The organism is Micromonospora sp. MW-13 (assembly GCF_003434305.1).
Lineage (GTDB): Bacteria > Actinomycetota > Actinomycetes > Mycobacteriales > Micromonosporaceae > Micromonospora.
Genome location: NZ_QKKX01000050.1, coordinates 35,828 through 58,999, shown reverse-complemented (window position 1 = coordinate 58,999; position 23,172 = coordinate 35,828). Strand labels below are relative to the sequence as shown.

Genomic DNA, 23,172 nt, shown 5'->3' with positions numbered 1-23,172 from the left:
GCCGTTCGGCCTGCGTGTCGGGCTACCGGCCGAGGGCGCCGCGCCGTTCGCGGCGGGCGAGCTGCCGGGGTGTCGGCGGGCGGGGGCGCTCGTCGTCCACCCCGACCAGGTCGGCGAAGCGCGGGTCGACGGCGAGCAGCGGACGCGGCCCGTACAGGGCCATCGCCGTGAGCAGTTCGTCGGTGCCGCGTTCGCTCCACGCCGGTCGGTGCTGCGGGTCCAGGTCGGCGTGACTGCGGCGGGCCCGGCGCAGCAGCCGGCGGGCGGCGGCCCCGGCCTCGGGCACCTCGCACAGCCGCCACCCGCCGAGCAGGGTGGCACCGCAGGCCAGCAGCAGGCCGACGACGGACGCGGGCCCGCCGGCGTCGCGGTGCTGCACGGCGCTCTCCACCAGCCGGACGATCCCGACGGCGGCCACGGCGAACAGCGGCACCGCGCCGAGGGCGACGCGTCGGCGCTGCCATCGGGTGAGCAGCCAGCCGTCGCGTAGCAGGCCGGTGACCAGCCGGCGCAGTGCCCGGTTGACGCCGGGGTCGGCGAGCACGGCCGCCCAGGTCTGGGGCTGGCGCACGGCGGTGTGCACCGCCCGGGCCAGGGGCACCGACCGGGCCGGGGCCGCAGCGACCGCGACCATGGTGGACAGTTCCGCCGGCCGGACCGCCCCGGCGCGGCGCAGGCCGGCGGCGGCGACCTGGCAGGCCAGCGCGGCCCGGTCGGTCAGGTACGCCAGCTCGATCAGGCCGGGCTCGTCGCCCCGGGTGCGCCGGCCGGTCAGTGACCGCACCGTCAGCGCGGCGAGCAGCGCGGCGGCGACCGCCAGCGTGTAGTCCAGCAGGAAGCGCGGACCGTCGACACCCCAGAGCACGTGGTCAAGTATGGCGGCGCGGTCGTACGGCCGGCGCCCCCGCACCTGGCCGCCGTGGCGGCCCGCACCGGCCTGTCCGTCCGGGACACCGCCACCGCCACGCGTCGGCTGACCGACGCCGGCCTGGTCGTCGACGAGGCCATGGGCCTGCGGGTCGACGAGGCGCGGCTGCGGGAGCTGGCGCGCACGCGTACCGCCGATCCGGTCGCGCCGGCACCGTCGCCGGCCGCGACGGTCCTGCGGACCTTCCTGCGCGACGGGGTACTGGTGCGGCTGCCGGCGCAGCGGGGCCGGCGCCGGCACCTGCTGGAGCACATCGCGGCCCGGTCGTTCGAGCCCGGGGTGCGGTATCCGGAGCGGGCCGTCGACGAGTTCCTGCGGGCCTGGTGCGACGGGGGCGGGTCCGACCACGTGACGCTACGCCGCCACCTGGTCGACGAGGCGCTGCTGGCCCGGGAGGGCGGGGTGTACTGGCGGACCGGTCCGTGACCCGCCCGGGCGGTCGACCTGCGGATCGACGCGATCGGCCCGAACTTCGGCACCGAGGCGCTGCTCGACGCGTCCCGCCTGCCGCCCCGCCGAGGATCACCGGTTTGAAGGTCGTGTCCGGCAGCGGGACGTGGTGGAGGTGACCCTGAGGAAGGGCGGGAAACCGGCCGGGCGCGCCTCACCGCCGATCCGACCGGGGGCTGAGAGTCTTTCTCGCATGTCGCGTCCCGAGTTTCCGGTGCCCTCGCGTGGTGCGGCCCGTCCGGCCCTGCGCGGGGTCGGGCCGGGTGACTTCACCGAGGCGTGGCTGCGTAACCGGCGGCTGTCCGAGCACACCCGCGACGCGTACCGGCGGGACGTGGCCGGCTGGTTGGCCTGGTGCGCCGCGCGCGAACTGGACCCGCTGCGGGTGAACTTCCTCGACGTCAACACCTACGGACGGGAACTGGAGGGCACCCCGGCGGCGCGCAGCGGCCGGCCGCTGACCCCGGCGACGGTGGCCCGCAAGCTGTCGGCTCTGTCGAGCTGGTACGACTTCCTGCTCAAGCTCCAGGCCATCGAGGCGAATCCGGTGTCGGGCGCCGACCGGCCCCGCATCGACCGGGACCACTCGGCGACGGTGGGGTTGACCCCGGAGGAGGTGGACGCGCTGCTGGCCGCCGCGGAGGCCGAGGCCGGCCCGACCGCCGCGCGTAACCGGGCGGCCGTGGCGCTGCTGGCGGACCTGGGGCTGCGGGTGGGTGAGCTGGTCTCGCTGGACCTGGCCGACCTGGGCGCGGAGCGGGGACACCGCAGCGTCCGCTTCGTCGGCAAGGGCGGCAAACCGCGCCGGCGGGCGCTGACCCCGTCGACCGCGTACGCGGTGGACGCCTACCTGGCCGAGCGGGCGGCGGCGGCCCGGGTGACGGTGCCCGAGCTGACCGGGCCGCTGCTGGTGACCGCGACCGGCGCCCGGCTGGACCGGCACTCGGTGTTCCGGCTGATCCGCCGGTTGGCCCGCACCGCCGGCATCCCGGCGTGGGCGAAGCTGTCCCCGCACTCGCTGCGGCACGCGTTCGCCACCACCGCCCGCGCCGAGGGGGTGCCGTTGGAGGACGTGCAGGACGCGATGGGGCACGCCGACCCGAGGACCACCCGGCGCTACGACCGGGACCGGCACAACCTCGACCGGGACCCGGCGTACGTGATCTGGGCAGCGCGGGCCCGACGCCGGGCCTGACGCCGGTGGCGGCCCGGCGCGCCCGGGCGGGCCACCGGCGTCCGGGCGTTCAGCAGAGCAGGTCGAGGTGCTGGTGGGCGTCGCCGGCGATGTCCTCGTGGCGCAGCCGCCGCCGCGCCCACAGCCGGGCGGCCACCTCGGCCTGCTCGTCGCCCCACGCGGCGTGCTCGACCAGCAGGGCGCAGGTCAGCGCCGCCGCCAGGCGCAGCGCCAGCCCGCGCGCCCCGGCGACCACCCCGGCGGCCTGCGGGTCGGCGGTGATGTCGGCCAGCGCCGCGGTCAGCTCACCGGCGACCGCGGCGAGGGTGTCGGCCAGCGCGGGGGACAGCGGCCGGGCCAGGTCCACCGCGGCGGTCAGCCGGCGCAGCAGGGGCGCGCCGGCGTCCTCGCGGGTGACGGCGCGCAGCACGTCCAGGGCGAGCACGTTGGTGGTGCCCTCCCAGATCGGCAGGACCTGCGCGTCGCGCAGCAGCCGGGGCACGCCGGTGTCCTCGACGTATCCGGCGCCGCCGAAGCACTCCACGTACTCGCTGGCGGAGCTGACGGCGAGCCGGCCGGTGGCGAGCTTGGCCAGCGGGGCGACCACCCGCAGCTCGGCGGCGGCGTCCGGGTCGGCGCCCACCTCCACCCGCCCGAGCAGCGCGAACGCGTGCCCGGCCAGGGCGAACGCGCCGGCCGCGTCGACGGCGAGGGCACCGAGGGTGCCCCGGTGCAGCGGGTTGTCGGCCAGCCGTCCGCCGGCGACGGCGCGGGCGTCGGCGTACGCGCGGGCGTAGGTCAGGCCGCGGCGCATCCCGCCGGCCGCGGCGGCGGCGTTGTGCACCCGGGTCACCACCACCAGGGTCATCGCCCGGACCAGGCCGGGCACCGCCGGGTCGCCCAGCGGCAGCGCGTACGCGTCGCGCAGCCCGATCTCGGCGGTCGGCACTGCCCAGGTGCCGAGCTTGTCCTTGAGCCGGTGCACGGTGACCCCGGGCGCCGGCGCGCCGGCGGCGGCGGTGGTGCCGGCCAGCGGCGAGTCGGCGGCGTAGCGGGGCACCAGGAACGGGGCGAGCACGCGGCTGCCCCGGCCGGCGCCCTCCGGCCGGGCGAGGGCCACCGCCATCGGGGCGTCGGCGGCGGAGCAGAACCACTTCTCCCCGGTCAGCCGCCACGACCCGTCGGCGGCGGGGCGGCCGGTGGTGGTGGACCGGGACAGGTCGGAGCCGCCCTGCGACTCGGTCATCCACTGCCCGCTGACGATCGCGGTGTCCGGGTCGGTGGAGGTGAGCCGGGGCAGCCACGCTTCGCGGACGCCCGCGTCGACCTCGGGGAGACTGAGCAGCGCCGCCGCGCCGTCGGCCATCGCCACCGGGCAGGTGAAGGTGGCCGACTCCGGCCCGTACAGGTGCAGCAGGGCGTGCTGGACGACGCGGGCGGCGGCGCCCCACGTGCCGCGCGCCGACTCCAGGTAGGGCAGCGCGACCACGGCGTGCCGGGCGGCGGCGGCGCGCTGGGCCTGCCAGCCGGCGGAGGTGTCGACGCGGTCGACGCGGGCGCCCCACGGGTCGTAGCGGACCAGCGTCGGCGGGTGGGCCTCGGCGTCGGCGTGGGCGGCGCGCAGCGGCCCGGCCACGTCGGCGGCCAGGTCGCTCAGCCGGCCCTGCGCGGCGGCGTGTCCGTCCGCGCCGAGCTGCCGGTGTAGCCAGGACCGCAGGAGGCGGTCCCCGGTGTACGGGTCGTCGGGGGTGGGCACCGGCTGCACGTAACGGGTCATCGTCTCGCCTCCGGGGGCGCTCGCGTCGGGGTGTGCGCCGACGGTAGACGATGCGCGCCCGGGAGGCGACCGGGCGCGCATGTTGCTGCGGGCCGGCCGCCGGCCGCCTACGGTCGGAGGTGATGGGCGGTGAGCAGTCGTGGAACCGACCGGCCCGGCGCCGCCGGCCGGTGCGCACCGGGCTGCTGGCCGCCGGCGCGGGGCTGGGGTTGTGCCTGGTCGGGGTGGCCGGCCTGGGGGCGTGGAACGTGCAGGTGGTGACGGGGTCCAGCGGCCCGGTGCGGGAGACCGCCGACGGGTTCCTGCGGGAGGTGGCCACCGGCGACGCCGACCGGGCGTACGGACGGTTGTGCGCCGACACTCGCAGCCGGTGGAGCCCGGCCGGCTTTGCGGCGTGGCTGCGGACCCCGCCGCAGATCACCGGCTACGAGATCACCGACGTGGCGGTGGCCACCCGCAGCGGCCGTCCCCGGGGCACGGTGGCGGTGCGGCTGACCCGCGACGGCGGCGGCAGCGAACCACGGGAGCTGCCGGTGGTGCGGGAGTCCGACGGCTGGCGGGTGTGCGGGGACCCGTACTGACCGGCCGGCGCGGGCGGGCCGCTACCGGCCGCCGAGGTCCCCGGCGCGGTAGTGCCGCCGGCACAGCACCTGGTAGCGCACCTGCGCGGTGTCCACGGTGTCGCCGATGACGACCTGTTCGCCCTCCCGGACGACCCGGCCGCCGACGACGCGGGCGTTGAGCAGCCCCTCCCGGCCGCACCAGCACAGCACCTCCACCTGGATGCGGGCGACGGAGTCGGCCAGCTCGAACAGCCGCTGGGCGGCGGGGAACAGGCAGGACCGGAAGTCGGTGGCCAGGCCGAAGGCGTACACGTCGACGTCGTAGTTGTCGACCAGCTCGGCCATCTGCTCGATGTGTTCGAGGTCGTAGAACGACGCCTCGTCGCAGATGAGGTAGTCCACCCGGACCCCCTCGGCCCAGGAGTCACGGACCAGGTCGCGCAGGTCGAGGCCGTCGGTGACCTCGATCGCGGAGTGGGCCAGGCCGATGCGGGTGGTGACCTGCGGGCCCAGCGACCGGTCGATGCGGGTGGTGACCAGGCCGCGGCGGCCCTGCCGGGCGTGGTTGTAGTTCATCTGCAACGCCATCGTGGACTTTCCGCAGTCCATCGGCCCCCAGAAGAACTTCAACGCGGCGGCGTGCAGCGGCCGGCCGTCGACCCCCCGGGCGGCGGCGCAGCCGGCGCGGGTGTCGTCCGGGCCGGGGAGGGGCCGGGCCAGACAGATCGGGGCGGCAGCGGCGTCGTCGGTCACGTCGGGGCAGCCTAGCCCATCGACGTCGGACGATCAGGCCGGTGCGTGGGCCCCGGGGACACGGGACCCACGCACCGGCCTGGCGCGCTACAGCACCCGGGGCGGGGTGTTGCCGGCGGCGACGATGGCGCGGCGGATCGGCACGGCGGCCAGCAGCGCGAACCCGACCACGAAGAAGATCAGCAGGGAGACCAGGCCCACCCGGTAGGAGGAGGTCAGCTGGAACACCAGCCCGAACGCCAGGGGCCCGAGCCAGCTGGTGCCCTTGTCGCTGATCTCGTAGAAGCCGTAGTACTCGCCCTCCTTGCCGGCGGGGATGAGCTGGCTGAACAGCGACCGGCTCAGCGCCTGACTGCCGCCGAGGACCAGACCGATCGCCCCACCGAGGATCATGAACGGCAGCGGCGCCTCGGCGGGCAGCCGGAACGCGGCGATGATCACACCGGTCCACAGCACGAGGCTGAGCAGCACCGTCTTCCACGCCCCGATCCGCCGCGCGAGGGCGCCGAGGGCGAGGGCGCCGCCGAAGGCGAGGAACTGCACCAGCAGGATCGTCGTGATCAGGGTGCTCTGCCCCAGCTTCAGCTCCTCGGTGCCGTACTGGCTGGCCAGGGTGATCACGGTCTGGATGCCGTCGTTGTAGACCAGGAACGCCAGCAGGAAGAACAGGGTCAGCGGGTACGCCTTGACCTCCCGCAGGGTGCGGCCGAGCTGCCGGAACCCGTCGGTGAGCACGTTGCCGCCGCCGCGCAGCGCCGCCGCGGCAGGGTGTTCACGAAGCCATCGCAGCGGCACCAGGGTGAACACCGCCCACCACACGCCGGCGGACACGATCGACCAGCGGGCCAGGTCCAGGGTGCGCTGCGGGTTGCCGTCCTCGCTGAGCATCGTCACGGCGATCAGGTTGCCCGCCAGCAGCACCCCGCCGCCGAGGTAGCCGATGGCCCAGCCGCGGCTGGAGATGCCGTCGCGCTCGTCGGGGCCGCCGAGCTGCGGCAGGAACGAGTTGTAGACCACCACGGCGGCGCCGAAGGAGATGTTCGCGACGAGGAACAGCGCCCCGCCGAGCAGGTACCGCTCGCCGGTGACGAGGGCCATGGCGATGGTCGCCCCGGCGCCGGTGAACGCCGCCGCGCCGAGCAGCCGCTTCTTGTGCGCCGACCGGTCGGCCACCGCGCCGACCACCGGCAGCACGAACACCGTCAGGAACACCGACAGGGAGATCAGGTACGGGTAGTACGAGCCGGCGGCGACCCGGATGCCCAGCGGGTGGACGTAGCCGTCGCAGCTGTCGGCGCCGAGCTCGCAGCCGGCGGCCAGTTCGGTGACGGTGGTCAGGAACGGACCGAGGAACACGGTGATGACGGTGGTCTGGAAGGCCGAGTTGGCCCAGTCGTAGAGGTACCAGCCGCGCCGCTCCCGGGCGGTGCTGGCCGGCGGCGGGGGGTTGTCCACCGTCGGGGTGACGGTCTCGGCCATGGGGGTTTTCCTCCGCCGGTTCTCAGGCGGCCCAGTGGCCGCGGCTGCGGTAGACGTCGCGCAGCACGCCGACGTGATCGGTCATGATGCCATCCACTCCAAGATCAAGTAACTCGTGCATCTCGGCAGGTTCGTCGATCGTCCAGACATGCACGTGCAGTCCGAGCCGGTGGGCGTAGGCGATCAACCGACGGTCCACGACCGGGATCCGACCGTAGTGGGGCGGGACCTGGGCGGCGACCACCGACGGGGGCAGCCGCAGCGGCCGGCCGTGCAGGGACGCCATCCGCAGCCGGGCCACCCCGCGCATGCCGAGGCCGGTGGCGATCCGCCCGCCGGTCAGTGCCCGCAGCCGGGCCAGCCGGGAGTCGCTGAACGAGGCCAGCAGCACCCGGTCGCCCGCGCCGGCCCGGCCGAGCGCGGCGACGGTCGCCTCGATGCCCCCGTCGGCCTTGACGTCGATGTTGAACCGCACGTCCGGCCAGGCGGCGAGGACGTCGTCGAGGCGGGGCACCACGGTGGCGCCGCCGACACGCACCGAGGCCAGGTCGGCCCAGCGCAGGTCGGCGACGCGCCCCGGCTGGCCGGTGACCCGGCGCAGGGTGGCGTCGTGGAAGACCACGGCGACACCGTCGGCCGTGCTGTGCACGTCGGTCTCGACGTACCGGTAGCCCAGGTCAACGGCGCGGGCGAACGCGGCGGCGGTGTTCTCGTCGCCGTGGGCCGCGCCCCCGCGGTGGGCGAACGCCAGCGGCGCGGGCGCGTCGAGGTAGCCGGAGCGGGGCTGCACGGTGGGCAGTATGCCCGGTCGCGGTGGCCGATGGGTGACCGGCCGGGGATCACCCGCCGCCGGGCCGGACGCGGGCCAGGTCAGCCACCCGGCGCTCGGGTGCGCCCCCCGCGGCCCCGACCGACGACGGCGTCGGGGCCGGGGCGTTGCCAGCGGCCCGGGGACGGCACTAGATTGGCCGTCGTGACTGCCGGGTCGGCCATGGGCCACGAGCGGACAGGGCACCCGGCCGGGGCGTGAGGGCCGGGTGGGCCCGCGGCCCGCCGTGCGTGAGTGACCTCCACCGCCCCCGTGCGGGCGGCTCATCTTCCCCGCGTCACCTCACCCTCTTCCGCGCGCGACGTGCCCCCGCGACCGCCGTCGCACGACTTCCCCTCACCATCGCCCGCCCCGCGGGGCGGGCACCGAGTCTGAAGAACGGACACCGCATGCCCAACGACTTCAACCAGCAGGTCATCGAGGAGTTCCGCGCCAACGGCGGCCGGGTCGGGGGGTGGTTCGAGGGCGCCCGACTGCTGCTGCTGACCACCACCGGAACGCGCACCGGCGCCCCGCACACCACCCCCGTGGGCCAGGTGACCGGCGAGGACGGCCGGGTACTGGTCATCGCCTCCGCCGGGGGAGCGCCCCGCGACCCGCAGTGGATGCGTAACCTGCGGGCCGATCCGCTGGTCACCGTCGAGGACGGGACGTCGACCTGGCGGGCCCGGGCGGTCGTGCTCACCGGCGACGAGCGGGACCGGGCCTTCGCCCGCGCGGCGCAGGCCGACCAGGGCTGGGCCGACTACCAGGCCCGGGCGGGCCGGGTGATCCCGGTGGTGGCGTTGGAACCGGTCGGCTGACCCCGTCGACCCCGGTCGCGTCGGGACGCCCGACACGACCGGGGTCAGGGCCGTCAGCCGCGCCGGTGGGAGCGGCTGGTGTCGCTGGGACGCCCCGGGTCGACGTGCCGGGGCCGGTCGGGCTCGTCGGGGCGCAGCGGGACCAGGCCGTCGGTGATCGCGTCGATGATCCGGTCGGTGGCCAGGCGGGCCGCGCCCGGGGCCGCGGGGTCGACGCCGGTCAGGTCCACGGGCGCGCCGAAGTGCACCCTCACCACCGGCCGGCGGCGCACCGCCCGGGCGACGGCGCGCAGCATGCCCTTCGGGGCCCGGTAGGGCAGCACCTCGTGGGAGCCCCACTGCGCGACGGGCACCACCGCGGCGCCGCAGGCGAGGGCGAGCCGGGCGGTGCCGGTCTTGCCGCGTTCCGGCCACAGGCCGGGGTCCAGGCCGATGCGACCCTCCGGGTAGACCAGGATCACCGACCCGTCGGCCACGGCTCTGGCCGCGTCGTCGAGGGCCCGGTGCACGGCGTCGGTGCCCCGGTCGACGCGCAGGTGCCCGGCCCGGCGCATGGCGGCGCCGACGAGCGGGGCGCGGAACAGGCCGCCGGTGGCCATGATCCGGGGTGCCACACCGCGGGCGCGGCAGGCGGCGGCGAGGACCACCGGATCGAACGGGCTGAGGTGGTTGGCGGCCAGGATCAGCGGGCCGCGGCGCAGCCGGTCGGGCACGTCGCCGCTGACCTCGAGGCGGGCCAGGGCGCCGACGACGGCACGGGCGAACAGCTGGGCGCCGCGCCAGATCAGGGGCGGCTGCCAGGGGTTGGTCGGGGTGTCCATCAGCGCTCGATGGTCGCACGTCGCCGCCACGGCGGTGCGCCCGCCCGGCGCACGCGGGTGGGTTGGGCGGCAGAGGTGATCGAGGTCATTGGTCCCGGGCCGGCTCGGGACCTCCGACCCTGCCGATTCTTCTACGACACCCGGTAGTATTTACTACGTCTCGTAGTATGAAAGGCTGGGGGTTCCAGGTGGACGCGTTGGACGTCGCCCGCTGGCAGTTCGGTGTCACCACCGTCTACCACTTCCTGTTCGTGCCGCTGACCATCGGCCTGTCCGTCCTCGTCGCCATCCTGCAAACCCTGTGGCACCGCACCGGCAACGAGCGCTACCTGAAACTCACCAAGTTCTACGGCAAGCTCTTCCTGATCAACTTCGCCATGGGCGTGGTCACCGGCATCGTGCAGGAATTCCAGTTCGGCATGAACTGGAGCGACTACTCCCGCTTCGTCGGCGACATCTTCGGCGCCCCCCTGGCCATCGAGGCCCTCGTCGCCTTCTTCCTCGAATCCACCTTCATCGGCCTGTGGATCTTCGGCTGGGACCGCCTACCCAAACGCCTACACCTGGCCAGCATCTGGGCCGCCGCCATCGGCACCAACCTCAGCGCCTACTTCATCCTCGCCGCGAACTCCTTCATGCAGAACCCCGTCGGCTACCGGATCAACCCCGACACCGGCCGCGCCGAACTGACCGACTTCCTCGCCGTACTCACCAACAAGGTCGCCCTGATCACCTTCCCGCACACCCTCGCCGGGGCGTTCCTCGTCGCCGGCTCCCTCGTCGTCGCCGTCGGCCTGTACCACGTCATCCGCAACCGCGACAGCACAGACACCCCCGCCTACCGCTTCGCCACCAAGTTCGGCTCCTGGGTCGTCCTGATCTCCTCCGCACTCGTGGTCATCACCGGCGACATCCAAGGCAAGATCATGACCGAGGTGCAGCCGATGAAGATGGCCGCCGCCGAAGGCCTCTACACCACCGAGAGCCCCGCCTCGTTCTCCGTACTCACCATCGGCAGCCTCGACGGCAGCCGCGAGATCTTCGCCATCAAGATCCCCTACCTGCTGTCCTACCTCGGCACCGGCGACCCCAACGGCACCGTCCACGGCATCAACGACCTCCAGGCCCAGTACGCCAGCCAGTACGGCGCCGGCAGCTACACCCCGATCATCCCCGTCACCTACTGGAGCTTCCGCTTCATGATCGCCTTCGGGCTCGCCGCCGCCGCAATCGCCCTGCTCGTCCTCTGGACACAACGCAAGGGCCGCACCCCCACCAGCCGCTGGCTGCTGCGCGCCGGCCTCGCCATGCCCGTACTGCCCCTACTCGCCAACTCCTTCGGCTGGATCTTCACCGAGATGGGCCGCCAACCCTGGATCGTCTTCGGCGAGATGCTCACCCGCGACGGCGTATCCCGCAGCGTCTCCCTCACCGAAGTCCTCACCTCCTTCACCGCCTTCACCCTCATCTACGCCACCCTCGCCGTCATCGAGGTCAAACTCCTACTCCGCTACGCCCGCGCCGGCGTACCCGACCTCACCGACCACCCCGAACCCACCGACGACAGCGACGACGCCGAGCGCCCACTCGCCTTCGCCTACTGACCGGAGCCCACCGTGGAACTGACGACCATCTGGTTTCTCCTCGTCGCCGTACTGTTCACCGGCTACTTCATCCTCGAAGGCTTCGACTTCGGCGTCGGCATGCTGCTACCCGTCCTCGGCCGCGACGACCGCGAACGCCGCGTCCTGATCAACACCATCGGCCCCGTCTGGGACGGCAACGAGGTCTGGCTCATCACCGCCGGCGGCGCCATGTTCGCCGCCTTCCCCGAGTGGTACGCCACCCTCTTCTCCGGCTTCTACCTGCCCCTGCTACTCATCCTGCTCGCCCTCATCGCCCGCGGCGTCGCCTTCGAATACCGCCACAAGCGCCCAGAAACCACCTGGAAACGCCGCTGGGACACCGCCATCTTCCTCGGCTCCCTCATCCCGGCGATCCTCTGGGGCGTCGCCTTCGCCAACATCCTGCGCGGCGTACCCCTCGACGCCGACCACGAATACGTCGGCGACCTCCTCAACCTCCTCAACCCCTACGCCCTGCTCGGCGGCGCCACCACCGCCGCCCTCTTCCTCACCCACGGCGCCGTGTTCATCGCCCTCAAGACCGTCGGCGACATCCGCCACCGCGCCCGCACCCTCGCCGTACGCCTCGGCGCCGGCACCGCCGTACTCGCCGTGGCCTTCCTCACCTGGACCCTCACCATCCGCTCCAGCACCACCGCCACCGTCCTCGCCGCCGGCGCCGCGCTCGCCCTGCTCGCCGGCCTCGCCGCCGCCCACACCCGCCGCGAAGGCTGGGCCTTCACCGGCACCGCCGTGGCCATCGCCCTGGCCGTGGCCACCCTGTTCGCCGCCCTGTTCCCGAACCTGCTGCCCTCCACCGGCGACCCCACCGGCACCCTCACCGCCAGCAACGCCGCCTCCACCCCCTACACCCTGAAGATCATGACCTGGGTGGCGGTCGTGTTCACCCCCATCGTCCTGGCCTACCAGGGCTGGACCTACTGGGTGTTCCGCAAGCGCATCGGCGTCGCCCACATCCCGCACCACTGACCAGCAAGACAACGGGCCGGCGCGACAAACCGCGCCGGCCCCGCCACACACCACCACAAAATCCAGGCAGCCGCACCACACCCCCCGCTACCGTCACCCGATGCCCACCATCGACGTCCGAGAACTCACCCCCGACGACCTCACCGCCGCCTGGACCCTCGGCCGCCACGCCTTCGGATCCGACCCCACCCCACCACCACACGCCACCACCACCCCACCCGGCCTGACCCGCTACGGCGCCTTCGACCCCACCGGCCAACTCCTCGGCAAAGCCGTCGACCTGCACCACGACCAGTGGTGGAACGACCGCCCCGTGACCGCCGCCGACGTCGCCGGCGTCGCCGTCACCCCCGCAGCCCGCGGCCGAGGCATCGCCCGCGCCCTGCTCACCAACCTCCTGCGCGGCGCCCACGACCGCGGCGCCGCCGTCAGCGCCCTGTTCCCCACCACCACCGCCCCCTACCGCGCCTGCGGCTGGGAGGTCGCCGGAGCCCTACGCACCCTCGACCTACCCACCGCCGCCCTACCCCGACACCGACCCAACCCCCACCTCACCGTCCGCGACGGCGGCCCCGCCGACCTACCCGCCATCACCAACCTCTACGAAACCGTCACCCGCCACCGCCACGGCCTACTCACCCGCCGCGGCCCCCTGTTCGACCACCCCACCGACACCCTGCCCACCGACGGCCTCACCCTCGTCGAACACGACGACCACCTCGTCGGCTACGCCACCTGGAACCGCGGCCGAGGCTACGGCCCCGACGCCGTCCTCACCGTCGACAACGTCCTCGCCACCACCGCCGACGCCGCCCGCGAACTCATCAGCACCCTCGCCACCTGGGCCAGCGTCACCCCCACCCTGCGACTCACCCTGCTCGACGGCGACGCCCTAACCGCCCACCTGCCCATCGAAGCCACCCGCGAACACCACCGCGACACCTGGATGCACCGACCCGTCGACGTCACCCGCGCCGTCACCCAACGCGGCTGGCCCACCCACGCCCGCGGCACCGTCACCTTCACCCTCCACGACCACCTCGCCGACTGGAACACCGGCACCTGGCGCCTCGACGTCGCCGACGGCGCCGCCGAACTGCACCGCACCACCACCGACACCCCGCTACACCTGACCGTCCGCGGCTTCGCCCAGCTCTACACCGGCACCACCAACGCCGAAACCCTCCGACACACCGGCCTGCTGCACACCACCACCACAGCCGACCCCCGCCCCCTCGACCTGCTCGCCGCCGGCGGCCCCGCCCAACTACACGACTACTTCTGACCCCCGACACGCCCCCGCCCCCCGCCGCACACGGCGACGAGGGGCGGGGGACAGGCACACCGGACGCGATCAACCCACCTCGCGCAACTCCGCCAACCGCGCCTCGATCTCCGCCAACTCCGCCCGCAACTTCTCCGCCTGCTGCTCCGCCTCCGCCCGCTCCGCTCCCAGGATCTGCTCCACCGCCTCCTGCACCCCCGGAACGTCCACCAACGCCACCATCCGCAACGCCTCCGCCGGCTTCACCACATACGGCTTCGCCAACGACTTCGCACCCTGCTGCGCCGCCACCGTCCACTCACCGTCGGCATACGCCAACGTCACCGTCAACCCCGCCGGCCCCTTCGGCTTCACCGCCTTCACCGGCCGCCGCGCCGGCGGCTTCGACTCCACCTGCTGCTGCTCCACAATCGGCTCCTCCCGCCGCGCCGCCGGCACCTGCGGCGTGTCCAGCACGAACTCCGGCTCCGCCACCGGCGACACCGGCTCAGGCTCCGCCTTCACCTCCGCCACCCGCCGACCCGCCCCACGCGGCGCCACCGCCACGTCGGCGGGGGAGAACGGCAACTCGTCCCGACCGAACCGCACCACCACGAACTCGTCGGACACCGACGGATCGGTCAACTCCACCACCTGGCCCACCTGGCCGGCGATCTGACCCGCCGACGAGGTGAACACCACCTTCGGCTTCCGGCCGGCCGCCAACGCCTCCCGGATGCTCTGCACCTCGTCAGTGGACAAACCCTGGCCCACGGCACCCATCACAACCCTCTTCCGTACACCTGTTTGATTCCTGCCTTGATACCAGCCCACTGCGACACCCGAAAGATCACCCCCCCAACGCGCGCAACGCCCGATCCGCGTGCTCGTTCATCCCCAACTCGCTGTGCACCACCTCCACCACCCGCCGATCGGAACCGATCACGAACGTCATCCGCCGCGTACTCAACGGCCCCAACGGCACCCGCCGCAACACCCCGAACCGCCGCGCCACCACACCGTCCACGTCCGACAACAACGGATAGTCGAACCCGTGCAACCGGGAGAACTCCGCCTGCTTCTCCACCACGTCCCGACTGATCCCCACCCGCTGCGCGCCCACCGCCGCGAACTCCGCCGCCAGGTCCCGGAAGTGACAGCTCTCCGCCGTGCACCCCCGCGTCATCGCCGCCGGATAGAAGAACAACACCACCGGACCCACCACCAGGAACTCCGACAACCGCCACGGCGTCCCCGTCTCGTCCGGCAACTCGAAATCCTCGACCAGGTCACCGACCCGCACACCCGCCACCCGCCCACCTCCACTAGTCGACGCCGGCAGCGTAGGCGATCACCGGTGTGACCGCGCTCTCCACCACCACCGACCACCCCCGCCGGTACCGTCACCACCAGCACCCGGGGGAGGAGTACCCATTGAATCCCGTCACCATCATCACCGGCGGCAGCCGCGGCATCGGCGCCGCCACCGCCCGCCGCCTCGCCCACCACGGCCACCACGTCGCCATCGGCTACCGCCGCGACCAGCATGCCGCCGACACCGTCGTCGCCGACATCCGCGCCACCGGCCGCCAGGCCGTCGCCGTCCCCGCCGACACCACCGACCCCGACGCCATCACCCGCCTCTTCGACGCCGCCGCCGACCTCGGCCCCCTCACCGGCCTGGTCAACAACGCCGGCGTCACCAGCCCCATCGGCCCCCTCACCGACCTGCGCGCCGACGACCTGCGCCACGTCGTCGACGTCAACCTCATCGGGTACGTCCTGTGCGCCCAACAAGCCGCCCGCCGCCTCACCCACGGCGGCGCCATCGTCAACGTCTCCTCCGCCGCCGCCACCCTCGGCAGCCCGGGGGAGTACGTCCACTACGCCGCCGTCAAAGCCGCCACCGACACCCTCACCGTCGGCCTGGCCAAGGAACTCGCCCCCCACGGCATCCGCGTCAACGGCGTCGCCCCCGGCATCGTCCGCACCGACCTGCACGCCCTCTCCGGCGTACCTGACCGCGCCGACAGCGCCGCCGGCCGCATCCCACTCGGCCGAGCCGGCGAACCCGACGAGATCGCCGCCGCCATCGCCTGGCTCCTCGGCCCCGACGCCAGCTACACCACCGGCGCCGTCCTACGCGTCTCCGGCGGCCTCTGACGCGGGTACGCCCCGTCTACCCGCGCGGGCGCGCCCACGTCACGAACCGGCCGGTCAGCCCACCCGGAGGCGCCGCCGGGGTGAGCGGGGTCAGCTGCGCCCGCGCCGACCGACGGCCCGGCGGTAGCGCGACCGGCGGCAACCAACGCAGCCCTTCGCGCAGGACGAACAACTCCCGCTTCGCCCCGGACGTCCAGCTGGTAGCCCTCAACCCAGGTCCACCCGTGGTACGTGTGCCGATCCCTCAACTCCCGAATCACCCGCACGACGATCGCGCCGACGAACTGCGGGCTCGCCGCGCGGGTCAGTTGCAGCACGTCCCCGCCCCGGTGATCTCCCGGTGGCGCATCGGACTCCCCGGCTGTCAGCGACGGACGATTTCCAACACCCACCTTGCCGACGGTTGCGAACCAATCACACCGCGTAGAAAGATCGCCCCCGACAAGTCAGGATGTCCTGAAAGGAAACGGGATGAACCACGCCGTCGTCGAGGCCATGACCACAGTGGGGGAGACCGCCGACAGCCTCGCAGCCCAGATCGGCGTCGACTCGAAGACAGCCGCCCGATGGGCAAACCCCGGACGTATTCCCCAGACCCGGCACCGCGCGCAGGTCGCCGCGATCCTCGGCCGCGAGATCGTGGACCTATGGCCGGACGCGCTGAAGCGCCGCGAGCCCGTGTGGTTCCGTCGCTGGGCCGACATCGAACGCGAGGCCCTGTCCCTGCGGTGGTTCGAGCTGGCCTGGGTCCCGGGCCTGCTCCAGACCGAGGCGTACGCACGGGCGACCCTCGCGGGGGAGGCGCTCACCGCCAGGGAACTCGACGACCTCGTCTCCGCGCGCCTCGCCCGGCAGGCCGTGCTCCACCGGGATCGGCCTCCGCTGCTGGCGGCCGTCATCGACGAGGGAGTCCTGCACCGCACGGCCGGAGGCGACCGGGACATGATGCGGGCACAGTGCGAACACCTGGCCGAGTGCGCCCAGCTCCCCGCGGTGCAGGTGCACATCGTTCCCGCCACGACCGGCATGTACGGGGGACTCGGCGGGCCGTTCATCCTGGCGGACATGCCCGACGGCACCCGGCTGTCCCACGTCGACGGTCAGATCAAGGCGCAGATCCTCGACCAATCGGCCGACATTGCTACCCTGGACCGGCGGTTGGCGCGCATCACCGGCGAGGCCCTGCCGCGGGCGCAGTCTCTGGACCTCATCAGGAAAGCGGCGGCATCATGGACCTGACCCGGGCGCGGTGGCGCACCAGCACCAGGAGCGGCAACAACGGCGGGGCCTGCGTGGAGGTCGCCGACAATCTGCCCGGCGTCGTCCTCGTCCGCGACACGAAGAACCGCGAGGGCGGCACCCTGACCTTCTCGCCGGCCGCATGGCGCGGCTTCATCGCCCTGACGAAGATGAGAACTCCCTGACACCTTTCGTCCTGGGGCTGGAAGCCACGGACGGGCGACCTGCGGGAGAAGCCCCGGGACCGACACGCCAGGTCAGTGACGGGCCCGCCATTCCTCGACGCGCCGCACGTAGCGAATCACCCCGGCCGGGCCCGTCGAGGCGGGCCAGTCGTCCGTTGCCCGAGGCAGCCCCGGTCACCACGTACGTACCCCGTCGGTGCCCCTCAGCCCGTGAACAGGTTCGCCGCCGTCAGCACCGTCTGCACCACCCCGTACCCCAGCAGCGCACCCACCAGCAACCAGGAGATCCACAACCGGCCGGTCTGCCCGGACGAACCGTTGCTCATCGCGCTATCCCTCCGTGCACCCCGCCCGAACCAGCGGGCGCCAGCTCGTAAAACCGTTCCGGCACCGGCCGCACCAGCAGGTTCGCCACGAACCCCACCGCCAGCACCCCCACCATCGTCAACAGCGCCGGCCGGTACCCGGCCGCCGTCAGCGTCCCCCGCGCTCCCTTCGCGTCGAGGAACCCGTTGATGATCAACGGACCGGCGAACCCCGCCGCCGACCACGCCGTCAACACCCGGCCGTGGATCGCCCCCACCTGGTACGTGCCGAACAGGTCCCGCAGGTACGCCGGCATCCTGGCGAACCCGCCCCCGTAGAACGACACGATCACGCACGCCAACAACACGAACAGCGCCGTCGCCACCTGCCCGAACAACGCCAGCAGCAGGTACAACACGATCCCCACACCCAGGTACAGCACGTACACCGGCTTACGGCCGATCATGTCCGACGCCGACGACCACACGAACCGGCCACCCATGTTGAACAGCGACAGCAGCCCCACGAAACCGCCCGCCGCCGCCACCGACACCGCCGCCGCGCCCTCCTCACGGAAGAAGTCCTGGATCATCGGACTCGCCTGCTCCAGAATCCCGATCCCGGCCGTCACGTTGCAGACAACACCACCCACAGCAACCAGAACTGCCGCGTCCGCACTGCGTTCGCCGCCGACACGCTCGCTGTGGTGACCATCGGCCTCGCCGTCGCCCGCGCCGGTTCGAACCCCGCCGGCCGCCAGTCCGCCGCCGGCACCCGCACGTTCGCCACCCCGAACATCATGATCACGAAGTAGCCGACGCCCAGCGTCACGAACAGCCACACCATCGCCGTCCCCCGACGCCGTTGCGCCCGCGACGGCGTCCGGGTCGTAGCCCGAGGTCGTAGAGCGACAACAGCTGCCGGGACAGGGGAGAGGCCACCATCGCGCCACCCCCGAACCCCATGATCGCCAACCCGGTAGCCAGGCCCGGCCGGTCCGGAAACCACTTGATCAACGTCGACACGGGGGAGATGTAGCCGATCCCCAAACCGATCCCGCCCAGCAGCCCGTACCCCACGTACAGCAGCCACAACTGCTCCGTCGCGATCCCCACCGCACCGACCAGGAACCCCGCCGCCCAGAAGCACGCCGAGACGAACATCGCCTTACGCGGACCGTTGCCCCCACGTACCGGCCACCGCCGCCGACAACCCCAGCATCACGATCGCCATGCTGAAGATCACCCCGATAGCCGTCTGGCTCGCGTCGAAGTGGGCGATCAGCGAGTTCTTGTACACGCTGGTTGCCTCACCCCGGTGATCATGGAGTTATTGCCATTGAGTCTGGGCGTGTCGTGGCAATAACTCCATGATCACCGGGGTGAGGTAAGCCAGGTGGGGCCCCGCCACGGGCGCAGCCGCGCGAGTGGCTGAATTGCCTTCGGGCGGGAGTCCTTGCAGCTCACGGCACTCTCGTTCGCCGATTCGATAATCTACATTATGTCAAGTAGCCACCTCGCCCCCTCCGCCGTGTCGGCCACGCTCATGGGCCACCGTGCCCGACTCTGGAGTTCCTGCCGGCACGTCCCAACGCCCTGGCTCGGCACTTCCCAACACCCCTGACTCCGGGCGGCCCTGCTGATGAGCGGCAGGGCCAGCTACCGCCACCTCCATGTTCGGCAAGCTCGCATCCCCGACGACGACTCCAGCCGCCGCGTCCGCGCCGTCCTCACCTACCTGAACGAGCCCCGGCCTGATCCGGGAAGGGTCGCTGCGGGTAGGCCCCATCCCCTTCTCTGAGGTCGCCGACAACCCGAAAATCATGCATAATATCCCTTATGCATGATAAACAGGACGAATCGGTGCGCTCGTTGATCGAGGAGTTCCTGACCGCCCGAGCCACCCGCAAGCCGTCCCCGCACACGCTGGAGGCGTACCGCCGGGACCTGCGCGCGGTGGCGGCCCTGGCCGGCGAGACCATCGCCCCTCCCCTGCCGCCGGACGCGCTCCCAGTCGCGGCCCTCTCCCCCAGGGTCATGCGGGCCGCGTTCGCCCGGTTCGCCGCTCCCCGCGCCGTCGCCTCGGTGCACCGCGCCTGGTCGACGTGGAACAGCTTCTTCTCGTTCCTGGTCGCCGAGGGGGTGGTGGCGGGCAACCCGATGCCGGCGGTGGACCGGCCCCGCGCCCCGCTCCCCCAGCCGAAGCCGCTGCGGGGCGAGGACACCCCGGAGCAGCTGCTCGCGGCGGTGTCCCGGGAGGACGGTCGGCAGCGCGACCCGTGGCCGGAACGGGACGTGGCGGTGCTGGCGTTGGCGCTGTGCGCGGGGCTTCGCCTGTCGGAGTTGTTGGCGCTGCGGGTGGCGTCGCTGACCGGGCGGCCCGGTGAGCGCCGGGTGGACGTGGCGGGCAAGGGTGGCCGGCCGCGGGTGGTGCCGATCGAGCCGGAGTTGGATCGGGTGCTGGTGGCGTACCTGGACAGCCGGGTCCGGCGGTTCGGGTCGCGGTCGGTGCGGCCGGACTCGGCGCTGCTGGTGGATCGGCGGGGCGAGCCGCTGCGCCGGGGTGGCCTGCAGTATCTGGTGGAGTCCTGTTATCGGCGGGCGGGGGTGAGCGACCGGGTGCCGCGCGGTGCGCAGCTGCATGCGCTGCGGCACACGTTCGCGACGCGGTTGGCGGAGGACGGGGCGAGCGCGGCGGAGATCATGCGGTTGCTGGGGCATGCGTCGTTGGCGTCGTCGCAGACGTACATCGAGGTGACGGCGGGTCAGCAGCGGGCGGCGGTGCGGTCGAACCGCACCAACCGGGCGTTGGTGGGGTTGGTGCGGGTGGAGGGGGCGGGGCGGGGTCGGCGGGGTGACCGGTGGGTGTGGCAGGGTGGCGGGGTACGCGACTGGCGGCACCGGGGATGGGATCGACCATCGGGGAGCTCGCCGTGGGGGTCGTCCGCCTGGGCTCCCGCGGGCGAGGTGGTGCCATGTCCTCTTCTTCTGTGGTGAGCGCGCAGGCGTCGGGTACGGCGCGGTTGTTGCCGGGTGCGCCGGTGGCGCAGCAGGTGCTGGGTGAGGTGGCGGCGGAGGTCGCGGCGTTGCGGGCGGCAGGGGTGACGCCGTCGTTGGCGACGGTGTTGGTGGGCGACGACGGCGCGAGTGCCGGGTACATCCGGATCAAGCAGCGGCAGGCGGCGGAGTTGGGGTTCGCGTCGCCGCACGTGCATCTGCCGGCGTCGGCGTCGCAGGCGGATCTGCACCGGGTGGTCGAGGAGTTCAATTCCGACGCGGGTGTGCACGGGGTGTTGGTGCAGCATCCGATTCCGGGGCACCTGGACTACGACCGGGCGTTGCAGGTGCTGGATCCGGACAAGGATGTCGATGGGATGCATCCGGTGAACATGGGGCGGTTGGCGTTGGGGTTGCCGGGTCCGTTGCCCTGTACTCCGGCGGGGATCGAGGCGTTGTTGGCGTTCCACGGGGTGCCGGTGGCGGGGCGTGAGGTGGTGGTGCTGGGTCGGGGTGCGACGTTGGGGCGGCCGTTGGCGATGTTGTTGGCGCAGAAGCGGCCGACGGCGAACGCGGCGGTGACGGTGGTGCACACGGGGGTGGCGGACTGGCCGCGGTACACGCGGCGGGCGGAGATCCTGGTGGCGGCGGCGGGGGTGCCGGGGATCGTGCGTCCGGAGCATGTGCGTGCGGGTGCGGTGGTGGTCGGTGGTGGGGTGCGGTATGAGGGTCGGCGGTTGCTGCCGGATGTGGACGAGTCGTGTGCGCGGGTGGCGGGGGCGATCACGCCGAGGGTCGGTGGGGTGGGGCCGACGACGGTGGCGATGTTGTTCCGTAACGCGGTGGCGGCGGCGCGGCGGGTGGCCGGGCGGGGCTGAGTTCGGGGCGGCGGGTGGGTTTCTTCGGGTGCGTCTGTTGCTGCCGTGGTGACGATGGTCGTGCCCGAGGGGCCCGCCCGTAGCGTCCAGCGAAGAACCAACGCTAGGGCCCATCGATCTTCGTGGTGGGTGACCCGCCGCTTGCCCCGCCCGACGTCTAGATCAGCCGAGGTCGACGACGAGGGGGCGGTGGTCGGAGATGGTGGAGGCGGGGGTGGTGACGGCGGTGACGGGTGGGAGGTGGTGGCGGTCGGCGAGGATGTGGTCGAGTTGGACGCGGGGTTGGGCGGCGGGGTAGGTGGGGCGGCGGCCGAGGGGGGTCCAGCCGGAGATGAGTCGGGCGGGGCCGGCGGGGAGGTTGAGGTCGCCGAGGAGGATGCGGGGGGCGGGTAGGGCGCGTAGGGCGCGGACGGTCTGGCGGAGTTGGTGGATGTTCCAGCCGGGGACGAAGGACAGGTGGGTGGCGGCGACGGTGATGTCGCCGTGGGGGGTGTCGAGGACGGCGGCGAGGACGACGCGGGGTTCGTCTTCGAGGAGGATGAGGCCGCCGCCGGGGCCGGGTACGTAGACGGGTGAGCGGACGGGGGCGGGTTTGAGGCGGGTGACCTGCCAGGTGCGGACGGGGTGGCGGGTGACCAGGCCGATGCCGTAGCAGGGTTCGCCGTGTCCGTCGTCGTCGTGGCGTAGGGGGCGGAACTGTTCGCCGGGGGTGCCGACGACGGCGGCGGCGAAGCGGTGTTCGGGGGCGTTGAGGGCGCGGGCGGCGATGGTGGTGAGGTCGAGGTTGCCGCTGCGGGTCTGGTCGCGGTCGACTTCCTGTAGGGCGAGGATGTCGGCGTCGAGGGTGGTGACGGCGGCGGTGAGCCGGTCGGGGTCGACGAGTCCGTCGGTGAGGGATCGGCCGTGGAGCAGGTTGAAGGTGGCCAGGCGCACCTTTTTACCCTACGTGGGTCGTGGGAGGGTTGCCGGATGCTGAAGGTGTTGGTGTGTTCGATGGTGGTGTTCGTGGCGGTGGGTTTGCTGGGGGTGTGGTTGCGGCGTCGGCGGTGACGTGGGGATTGGGTGTGGGTGGGCTGGTGGTGAGGCGGGACACTCGGGTTGTCGGCGGGTGGGGTGGCGGGGTGTGGGGTGGGCAGAATGGCCGGCCGTGGATGGTGCGTCGCTGATCACGTTGCTCGCTGCGGCTGTGTTGGCCGGTTGGGTCGATGCTGTGGTGGGGGGTGGTGGGTTGTTGTTGTTGCCGGCGTTGTTGTTGGTGGCGCCGGGGGTGCCGGTGGCGACGGCGTTGGGGACGAACAAGTTGGCGGCGATCGCGGGGACGGCGACGGCGGCGGTGACGTATGCGCGGCGGACGAAGCTGGATTGGCGGGTGGCGGGTCCGGCGGCGGGTTTGGCGGTGGTGACGGCGGGGTTGGGTGCGGCGTTGGCGGGGGTGGTGCCGGCGTCGGCGTATCGGCCGGTGGTGTTGGGGGTGTTGGTGGTGGTGGCGGTGTTCGTGGTGGCGCGGCCGCGGTTGGGGGTGGTGGCGGTGCCGCAGCGGCGGACCCGGGGGCGGGTGGTGGCGGCGGTGGTGGTGGCGGGGGTGGGTATCGCGGCGTATGACGGGTTGATCGGTCCGGGGACGGGGACGTTTTTGGTGGTGGCGTTCACGGCGCTGGTGGGCGCGGACTTCGTGGGTGGTTCGGCGATGGCGAAGGTGGTGAACGCGGGGACGAACCTGGGGGCGTTGGTGGTGTTCGCGGCGACGGGTCATGTGTGGTGGTTGTTGGGCGCGGCGATGGCGGTGTGCAACGTGGTGGGGGCGGTGGTGGGGGCGCGGATGGCGTTGCGGCGGGGGGCGGGGTTCGTGCGGGTGGTGTTGTTGGTGGTGGTGTTGGCGTTGGTGGTGAAGTTGGGTTACGACGAGTGGGTGGGGTGGTGAGGTGCCGGCCGGCGCGGGTCGCGCGCCG

General features: G+C 73.0%; 26 protein-coding genes and 1 pseudogene. 13 read left to right on the top strand and 14 right to left on the bottom strand.

The genetic code is table 11. From position 1 onward, the window contains the following. Positions 1-22: 22 nt before the first annotated feature. The gene (locus C5N14_RS22920) at positions 23-865 is read right to left on the bottom strand and encodes a TIGR04222 domain-containing membrane protein (RefSeq protein ID WP_117670481.1); all 843 of its coding nucleotides are present in this window, start codon (positions 863-865) and stop codon (positions 23-25) included. Between C5N14_RS22920 and C5N14_RS22915 the strand changes: the two genes are divergently transcribed. Both C5N14_RS22915 and C5N14_RS22910 read left to right on the top strand, forming a co-directional pair. Continuing rightward, positions 866-1,354, top strand: a complete 489-nt coding sequence (locus C5N14_RS22915; RefSeq protein ID WP_117670479.1) for a DUF2087 domain-containing protein — start codon at positions 866-868, stop codon at positions 1,352-1,354. Positions 1,355-1,571: 217 nt separating this feature from the next. After that, positions 1,572-2,573: a tyrosine-type recombinase/integrase gene (locus C5N14_RS22910; RefSeq protein WP_117670477.1), complete on the top strand. Its 1,002-nt coding sequence runs from the start codon at positions 1,572-1,574 to the stop codon at positions 2,571-2,573. A 49-nt stretch (positions 2,574-2,622) separates the two neighbouring features. On the opposite strand, the gene C5N14_RS22905 is transcribed toward C5N14_RS22910, so the two are convergent. After that, positions 2,623-4,329 carry an acyl-CoA dehydrogenase family protein gene (locus C5N14_RS22905; protein WP_165878200.1) on the bottom strand — a complete coding sequence of 569 codons (1,707 nt, stop codon included), beginning with the start codon at positions 4,327-4,329 and terminating at the stop codon, positions 2,623-2,625. 122 nt (positions 4,330-4,451) lie between these two features. On the opposite strand from C5N14_RS22905, the gene C5N14_RS22900 reads away from it, so the two are divergent. Beyond that, positions 4,452-4,910, top strand: coding sequence for a hypothetical protein (locus C5N14_RS22900; protein WP_117670653.1), 459 nt, complete (start codon positions 4,452-4,454; stop codon positions 4,908-4,910). 21 nt (positions 4,911-4,931) lie between these two features. On the opposite strand, the gene C5N14_RS22895 is transcribed toward C5N14_RS22900, so the two are convergent. The 3 genes from C5N14_RS22895 to C5N14_RS22885 all read right to left on the bottom strand — a co-directional run bounded on the left by C5N14_RS22895 (position 4,932) and on the right by C5N14_RS22885 (position 7,914). After that, complete coding sequence (locus C5N14_RS22895) at positions 4,932-5,645, bottom strand: thymidine kinase (protein WP_117670473.1); 714 nt, start codon at positions 5,643-5,645, stop codon at positions 4,932-4,934. 87 nt (positions 5,646-5,732) lie between these two features. After that, positions 5,733-7,124: an MFS transporter gene (locus C5N14_RS22890; RefSeq protein ID WP_117670471.1), complete on the bottom strand. Its 1,392-nt coding sequence runs from the start codon at positions 7,122-7,124 to the stop codon at positions 5,733-5,735. A 22-nt stretch (positions 7,125-7,146) separates the two neighbouring features. After that, positions 7,147-7,914, bottom strand: a complete 768-nt coding sequence (locus C5N14_RS22885; RefSeq protein WP_117670469.1) for a glycerophosphodiester phosphodiesterase — start codon at positions 7,912-7,914, stop codon at positions 7,147-7,149. A 428-nt stretch (positions 7,915-8,342) separates the two neighbouring features. Between C5N14_RS22885 and C5N14_RS22880 the strand changes: the two genes are divergently transcribed. Next, positions 8,343-8,756: a nitroreductase/quinone reductase family protein gene (locus C5N14_RS22880; RefSeq protein WP_117670467.1), complete on the top strand. Its 414-nt coding sequence runs from the start codon at positions 8,343-8,345 to the stop codon at positions 8,754-8,756. A gap of 53 nt (positions 8,757-8,809) precedes the next feature. Here the strand turns inward: C5N14_RS22880 and C5N14_RS22875 are convergent, their stop codons facing one another. Beyond that, entirely contained in the window at positions 8,810-9,577 is a 768-nt protein-coding gene (locus tag C5N14_RS22875; protein ID WP_117670465.1) for a 1-acyl-sn-glycerol-3-phosphate acyltransferase, read from the bottom strand. Between the two features lie 188 nt (positions 9,578-9,765). On the opposite strand from C5N14_RS22875, the gene C5N14_RS22870 reads away from it, so the two are divergent. From C5N14_RS22870 to eis, 3 genes are all read left to right on the top strand, one after another. Then, positions 9,766-11,181, top strand: a complete 1,416-nt coding sequence (locus tag C5N14_RS22870) for a cytochrome ubiquinol oxidase subunit I (protein ID WP_207892845.1) — start codon at positions 9,766-9,768, stop codon at positions 11,179-11,181. Between the two features lie 12 nt (positions 11,182-11,193). Next, the gene (gene cydB, locus C5N14_RS22865; RefSeq protein ID WP_117670461.1) at positions 11,194-12,192 is read left to right on the top strand and encodes a cytochrome d ubiquinol oxidase subunit II; all 999 of its coding nucleotides are present in this window, start codon (positions 11,194-11,196) and stop codon (positions 12,190-12,192) included. Between the two features lie 109 nt (positions 12,193-12,301). Continuing rightward, on the top strand, positions 12,302-13,477 hold the full coding sequence (gene eis, locus C5N14_RS22860) for a GNAT family N-acetyltransferase (RefSeq protein ID WP_117670651.1): 1,176 nt from the start codon (positions 12,302-12,304) through the stop codon (positions 13,475-13,477). A 69-nt stretch (positions 13,478-13,546) separates the two neighbouring features. Here eis and C5N14_RS22855 read toward each other — a convergent pair whose 3' ends face one another. Further along, a complete protein-coding gene (locus C5N14_RS22855) occupies positions 13,547-14,239 on the bottom strand; it encodes a hypothetical protein (protein WP_117670649.1) in 693 nt (230 codons plus the stop codon). A 67-nt stretch (positions 14,240-14,306) separates the two neighbouring features. Then, positions 14,307-14,768 carry a peroxiredoxin gene (locus tag C5N14_RS22850; protein WP_117670459.1) on the bottom strand — a complete coding sequence of 154 codons (462 nt, stop codon included), beginning with the start codon at positions 14,766-14,768 and terminating at the stop codon, positions 14,307-14,309. A 122-nt stretch (positions 14,769-14,890) separates the two neighbouring features. Between C5N14_RS22850 and C5N14_RS22845 the strand changes: the two genes are divergently transcribed. The 3 genes from C5N14_RS22845 (at position 14,891) to C5N14_RS22830 (ending at position 17,043) form a co-directional block, all read left to right on the top strand. Next, positions 14,891-15,619: an SDR family NAD(P)-dependent oxidoreductase gene (locus tag C5N14_RS22845; protein WP_117670647.1), complete on the top strand. Its 729-nt coding sequence runs from the start codon at positions 14,891-14,893 to the stop codon at positions 15,617-15,619. Between the two features lie 471 nt (positions 15,620-16,090). Next, a complete protein-coding gene (locus C5N14_RS22835) occupies positions 16,091-16,858 on the top strand; it encodes a DUF5753 domain-containing protein (RefSeq protein ID WP_117670457.1) in 768 nt (255 codons plus the stop codon). Continuing rightward, positions 16,849-17,043 carry a DUF397 domain-containing protein gene (locus C5N14_RS22830; RefSeq protein ID WP_117670455.1) on the top strand — a complete coding sequence of 65 codons (195 nt, stop codon included), beginning with the start codon at positions 16,849-16,851 and terminating at the stop codon, positions 17,041-17,043. Before C5N14_RS22835 ends, C5N14_RS22830 begins: the two co-directional genes overlap by 10 nt. A 203-nt stretch (positions 17,044-17,246) precedes the next feature. On the opposite strand, the gene C5N14_RS33825 is transcribed toward C5N14_RS22830, so the two are convergent. The 5 genes from C5N14_RS33825 to C5N14_RS33820 are packed head-to-tail and all read right to left on the bottom strand — an operon-like array spanning position 17,247 to position 18,648. Then, positions 17,247-17,369, bottom strand: a complete 123-nt coding sequence (locus C5N14_RS33825) for a hypothetical protein (protein ID WP_256371549.1) — start codon at positions 17,367-17,369, stop codon at positions 17,247-17,249. Next, complete coding sequence (locus tag C5N14_RS33375; protein ID WP_243639939.1) at positions 17,366-17,980, bottom strand: MFS transporter; 615 nt, start codon at positions 17,978-17,980, stop codon at positions 17,366-17,368. Before C5N14_RS33375 ends, C5N14_RS33825 begins: the two co-directional genes overlap by 4 nt. Beyond that, complete coding sequence (locus C5N14_RS33370; RefSeq protein ID WP_243639935.1) at positions 17,977-18,192, bottom strand: hypothetical protein; 216 nt, start codon at positions 18,190-18,192, stop codon at positions 17,977-17,979. Before C5N14_RS33370 ends, C5N14_RS33375 begins: the two co-directional genes overlap by 4 nt. Beyond that, positions 18,177-18,512, bottom strand: a complete 336-nt coding sequence (locus C5N14_RS33365) for a hypothetical protein (protein WP_243639932.1) — start codon at positions 18,510-18,512, stop codon at positions 18,177-18,179. Before C5N14_RS33365 ends, C5N14_RS33370 begins: the two co-directional genes overlap by 16 nt. Positions 18,513-18,516: 4 nt before the next feature. After that, on the bottom strand, positions 18,517-18,648 hold the full coding sequence (locus tag C5N14_RS33820; RefSeq protein ID WP_256371548.1) for a hypothetical protein: 132 nt from the start codon (positions 18,646-18,648) through the stop codon (positions 18,517-18,519). Positions 18,649-19,187: 539 nt separating this feature from the next. On the opposite strand from C5N14_RS33820, the pseudogene C5N14_RS22820 reads away from it, so the two are divergent. Together C5N14_RS22820 and C5N14_RS22815 are read left to right on the top strand one after the other, a co-directional pair. Further along, positions 19,188-20,171, top strand: a pseudogene (locus C5N14_RS22820) (tyrosine-type recombinase/integrase); the annotation flags it as partial. Between the two features lie 152 nt (positions 20,172-20,323). Further along, positions 20,324-21,223, top strand: a complete 900-nt coding sequence (locus tag C5N14_RS22815; RefSeq protein WP_117670645.1) for a bifunctional 5,10-methylenetetrahydrofolate dehydrogenase/5,10-methenyltetrahydrofolate cyclohydrolase — start codon at positions 20,324-20,326, stop codon at positions 21,221-21,223. 162 nt (positions 21,224-21,385) lie between these two features. Here the strand turns inward: C5N14_RS22815 and C5N14_RS22810 are convergent, their stop codons facing one another. Continuing rightward, positions 21,386-22,156: an endonuclease/exonuclease/phosphatase family protein gene (locus tag C5N14_RS22810; RefSeq protein ID WP_117670453.1), complete on the bottom strand. Its 771-nt coding sequence runs from the start codon at positions 22,154-22,156 to the stop codon at positions 21,386-21,388. Between the two features lie 214 nt (positions 22,157-22,370). Between C5N14_RS22810 and C5N14_RS22805 the strand changes: the two genes are divergently transcribed. After that, positions 22,371-23,144 carry a TSUP family transporter gene (locus C5N14_RS22805; protein ID WP_165878199.1) on the top strand — a complete coding sequence of 258 codons (774 nt, stop codon included), beginning with the start codon at positions 22,371-22,373 and terminating at the stop codon, positions 23,142-23,144. Positions 23,145-23,172: the final 28 nt, after the last annotated feature.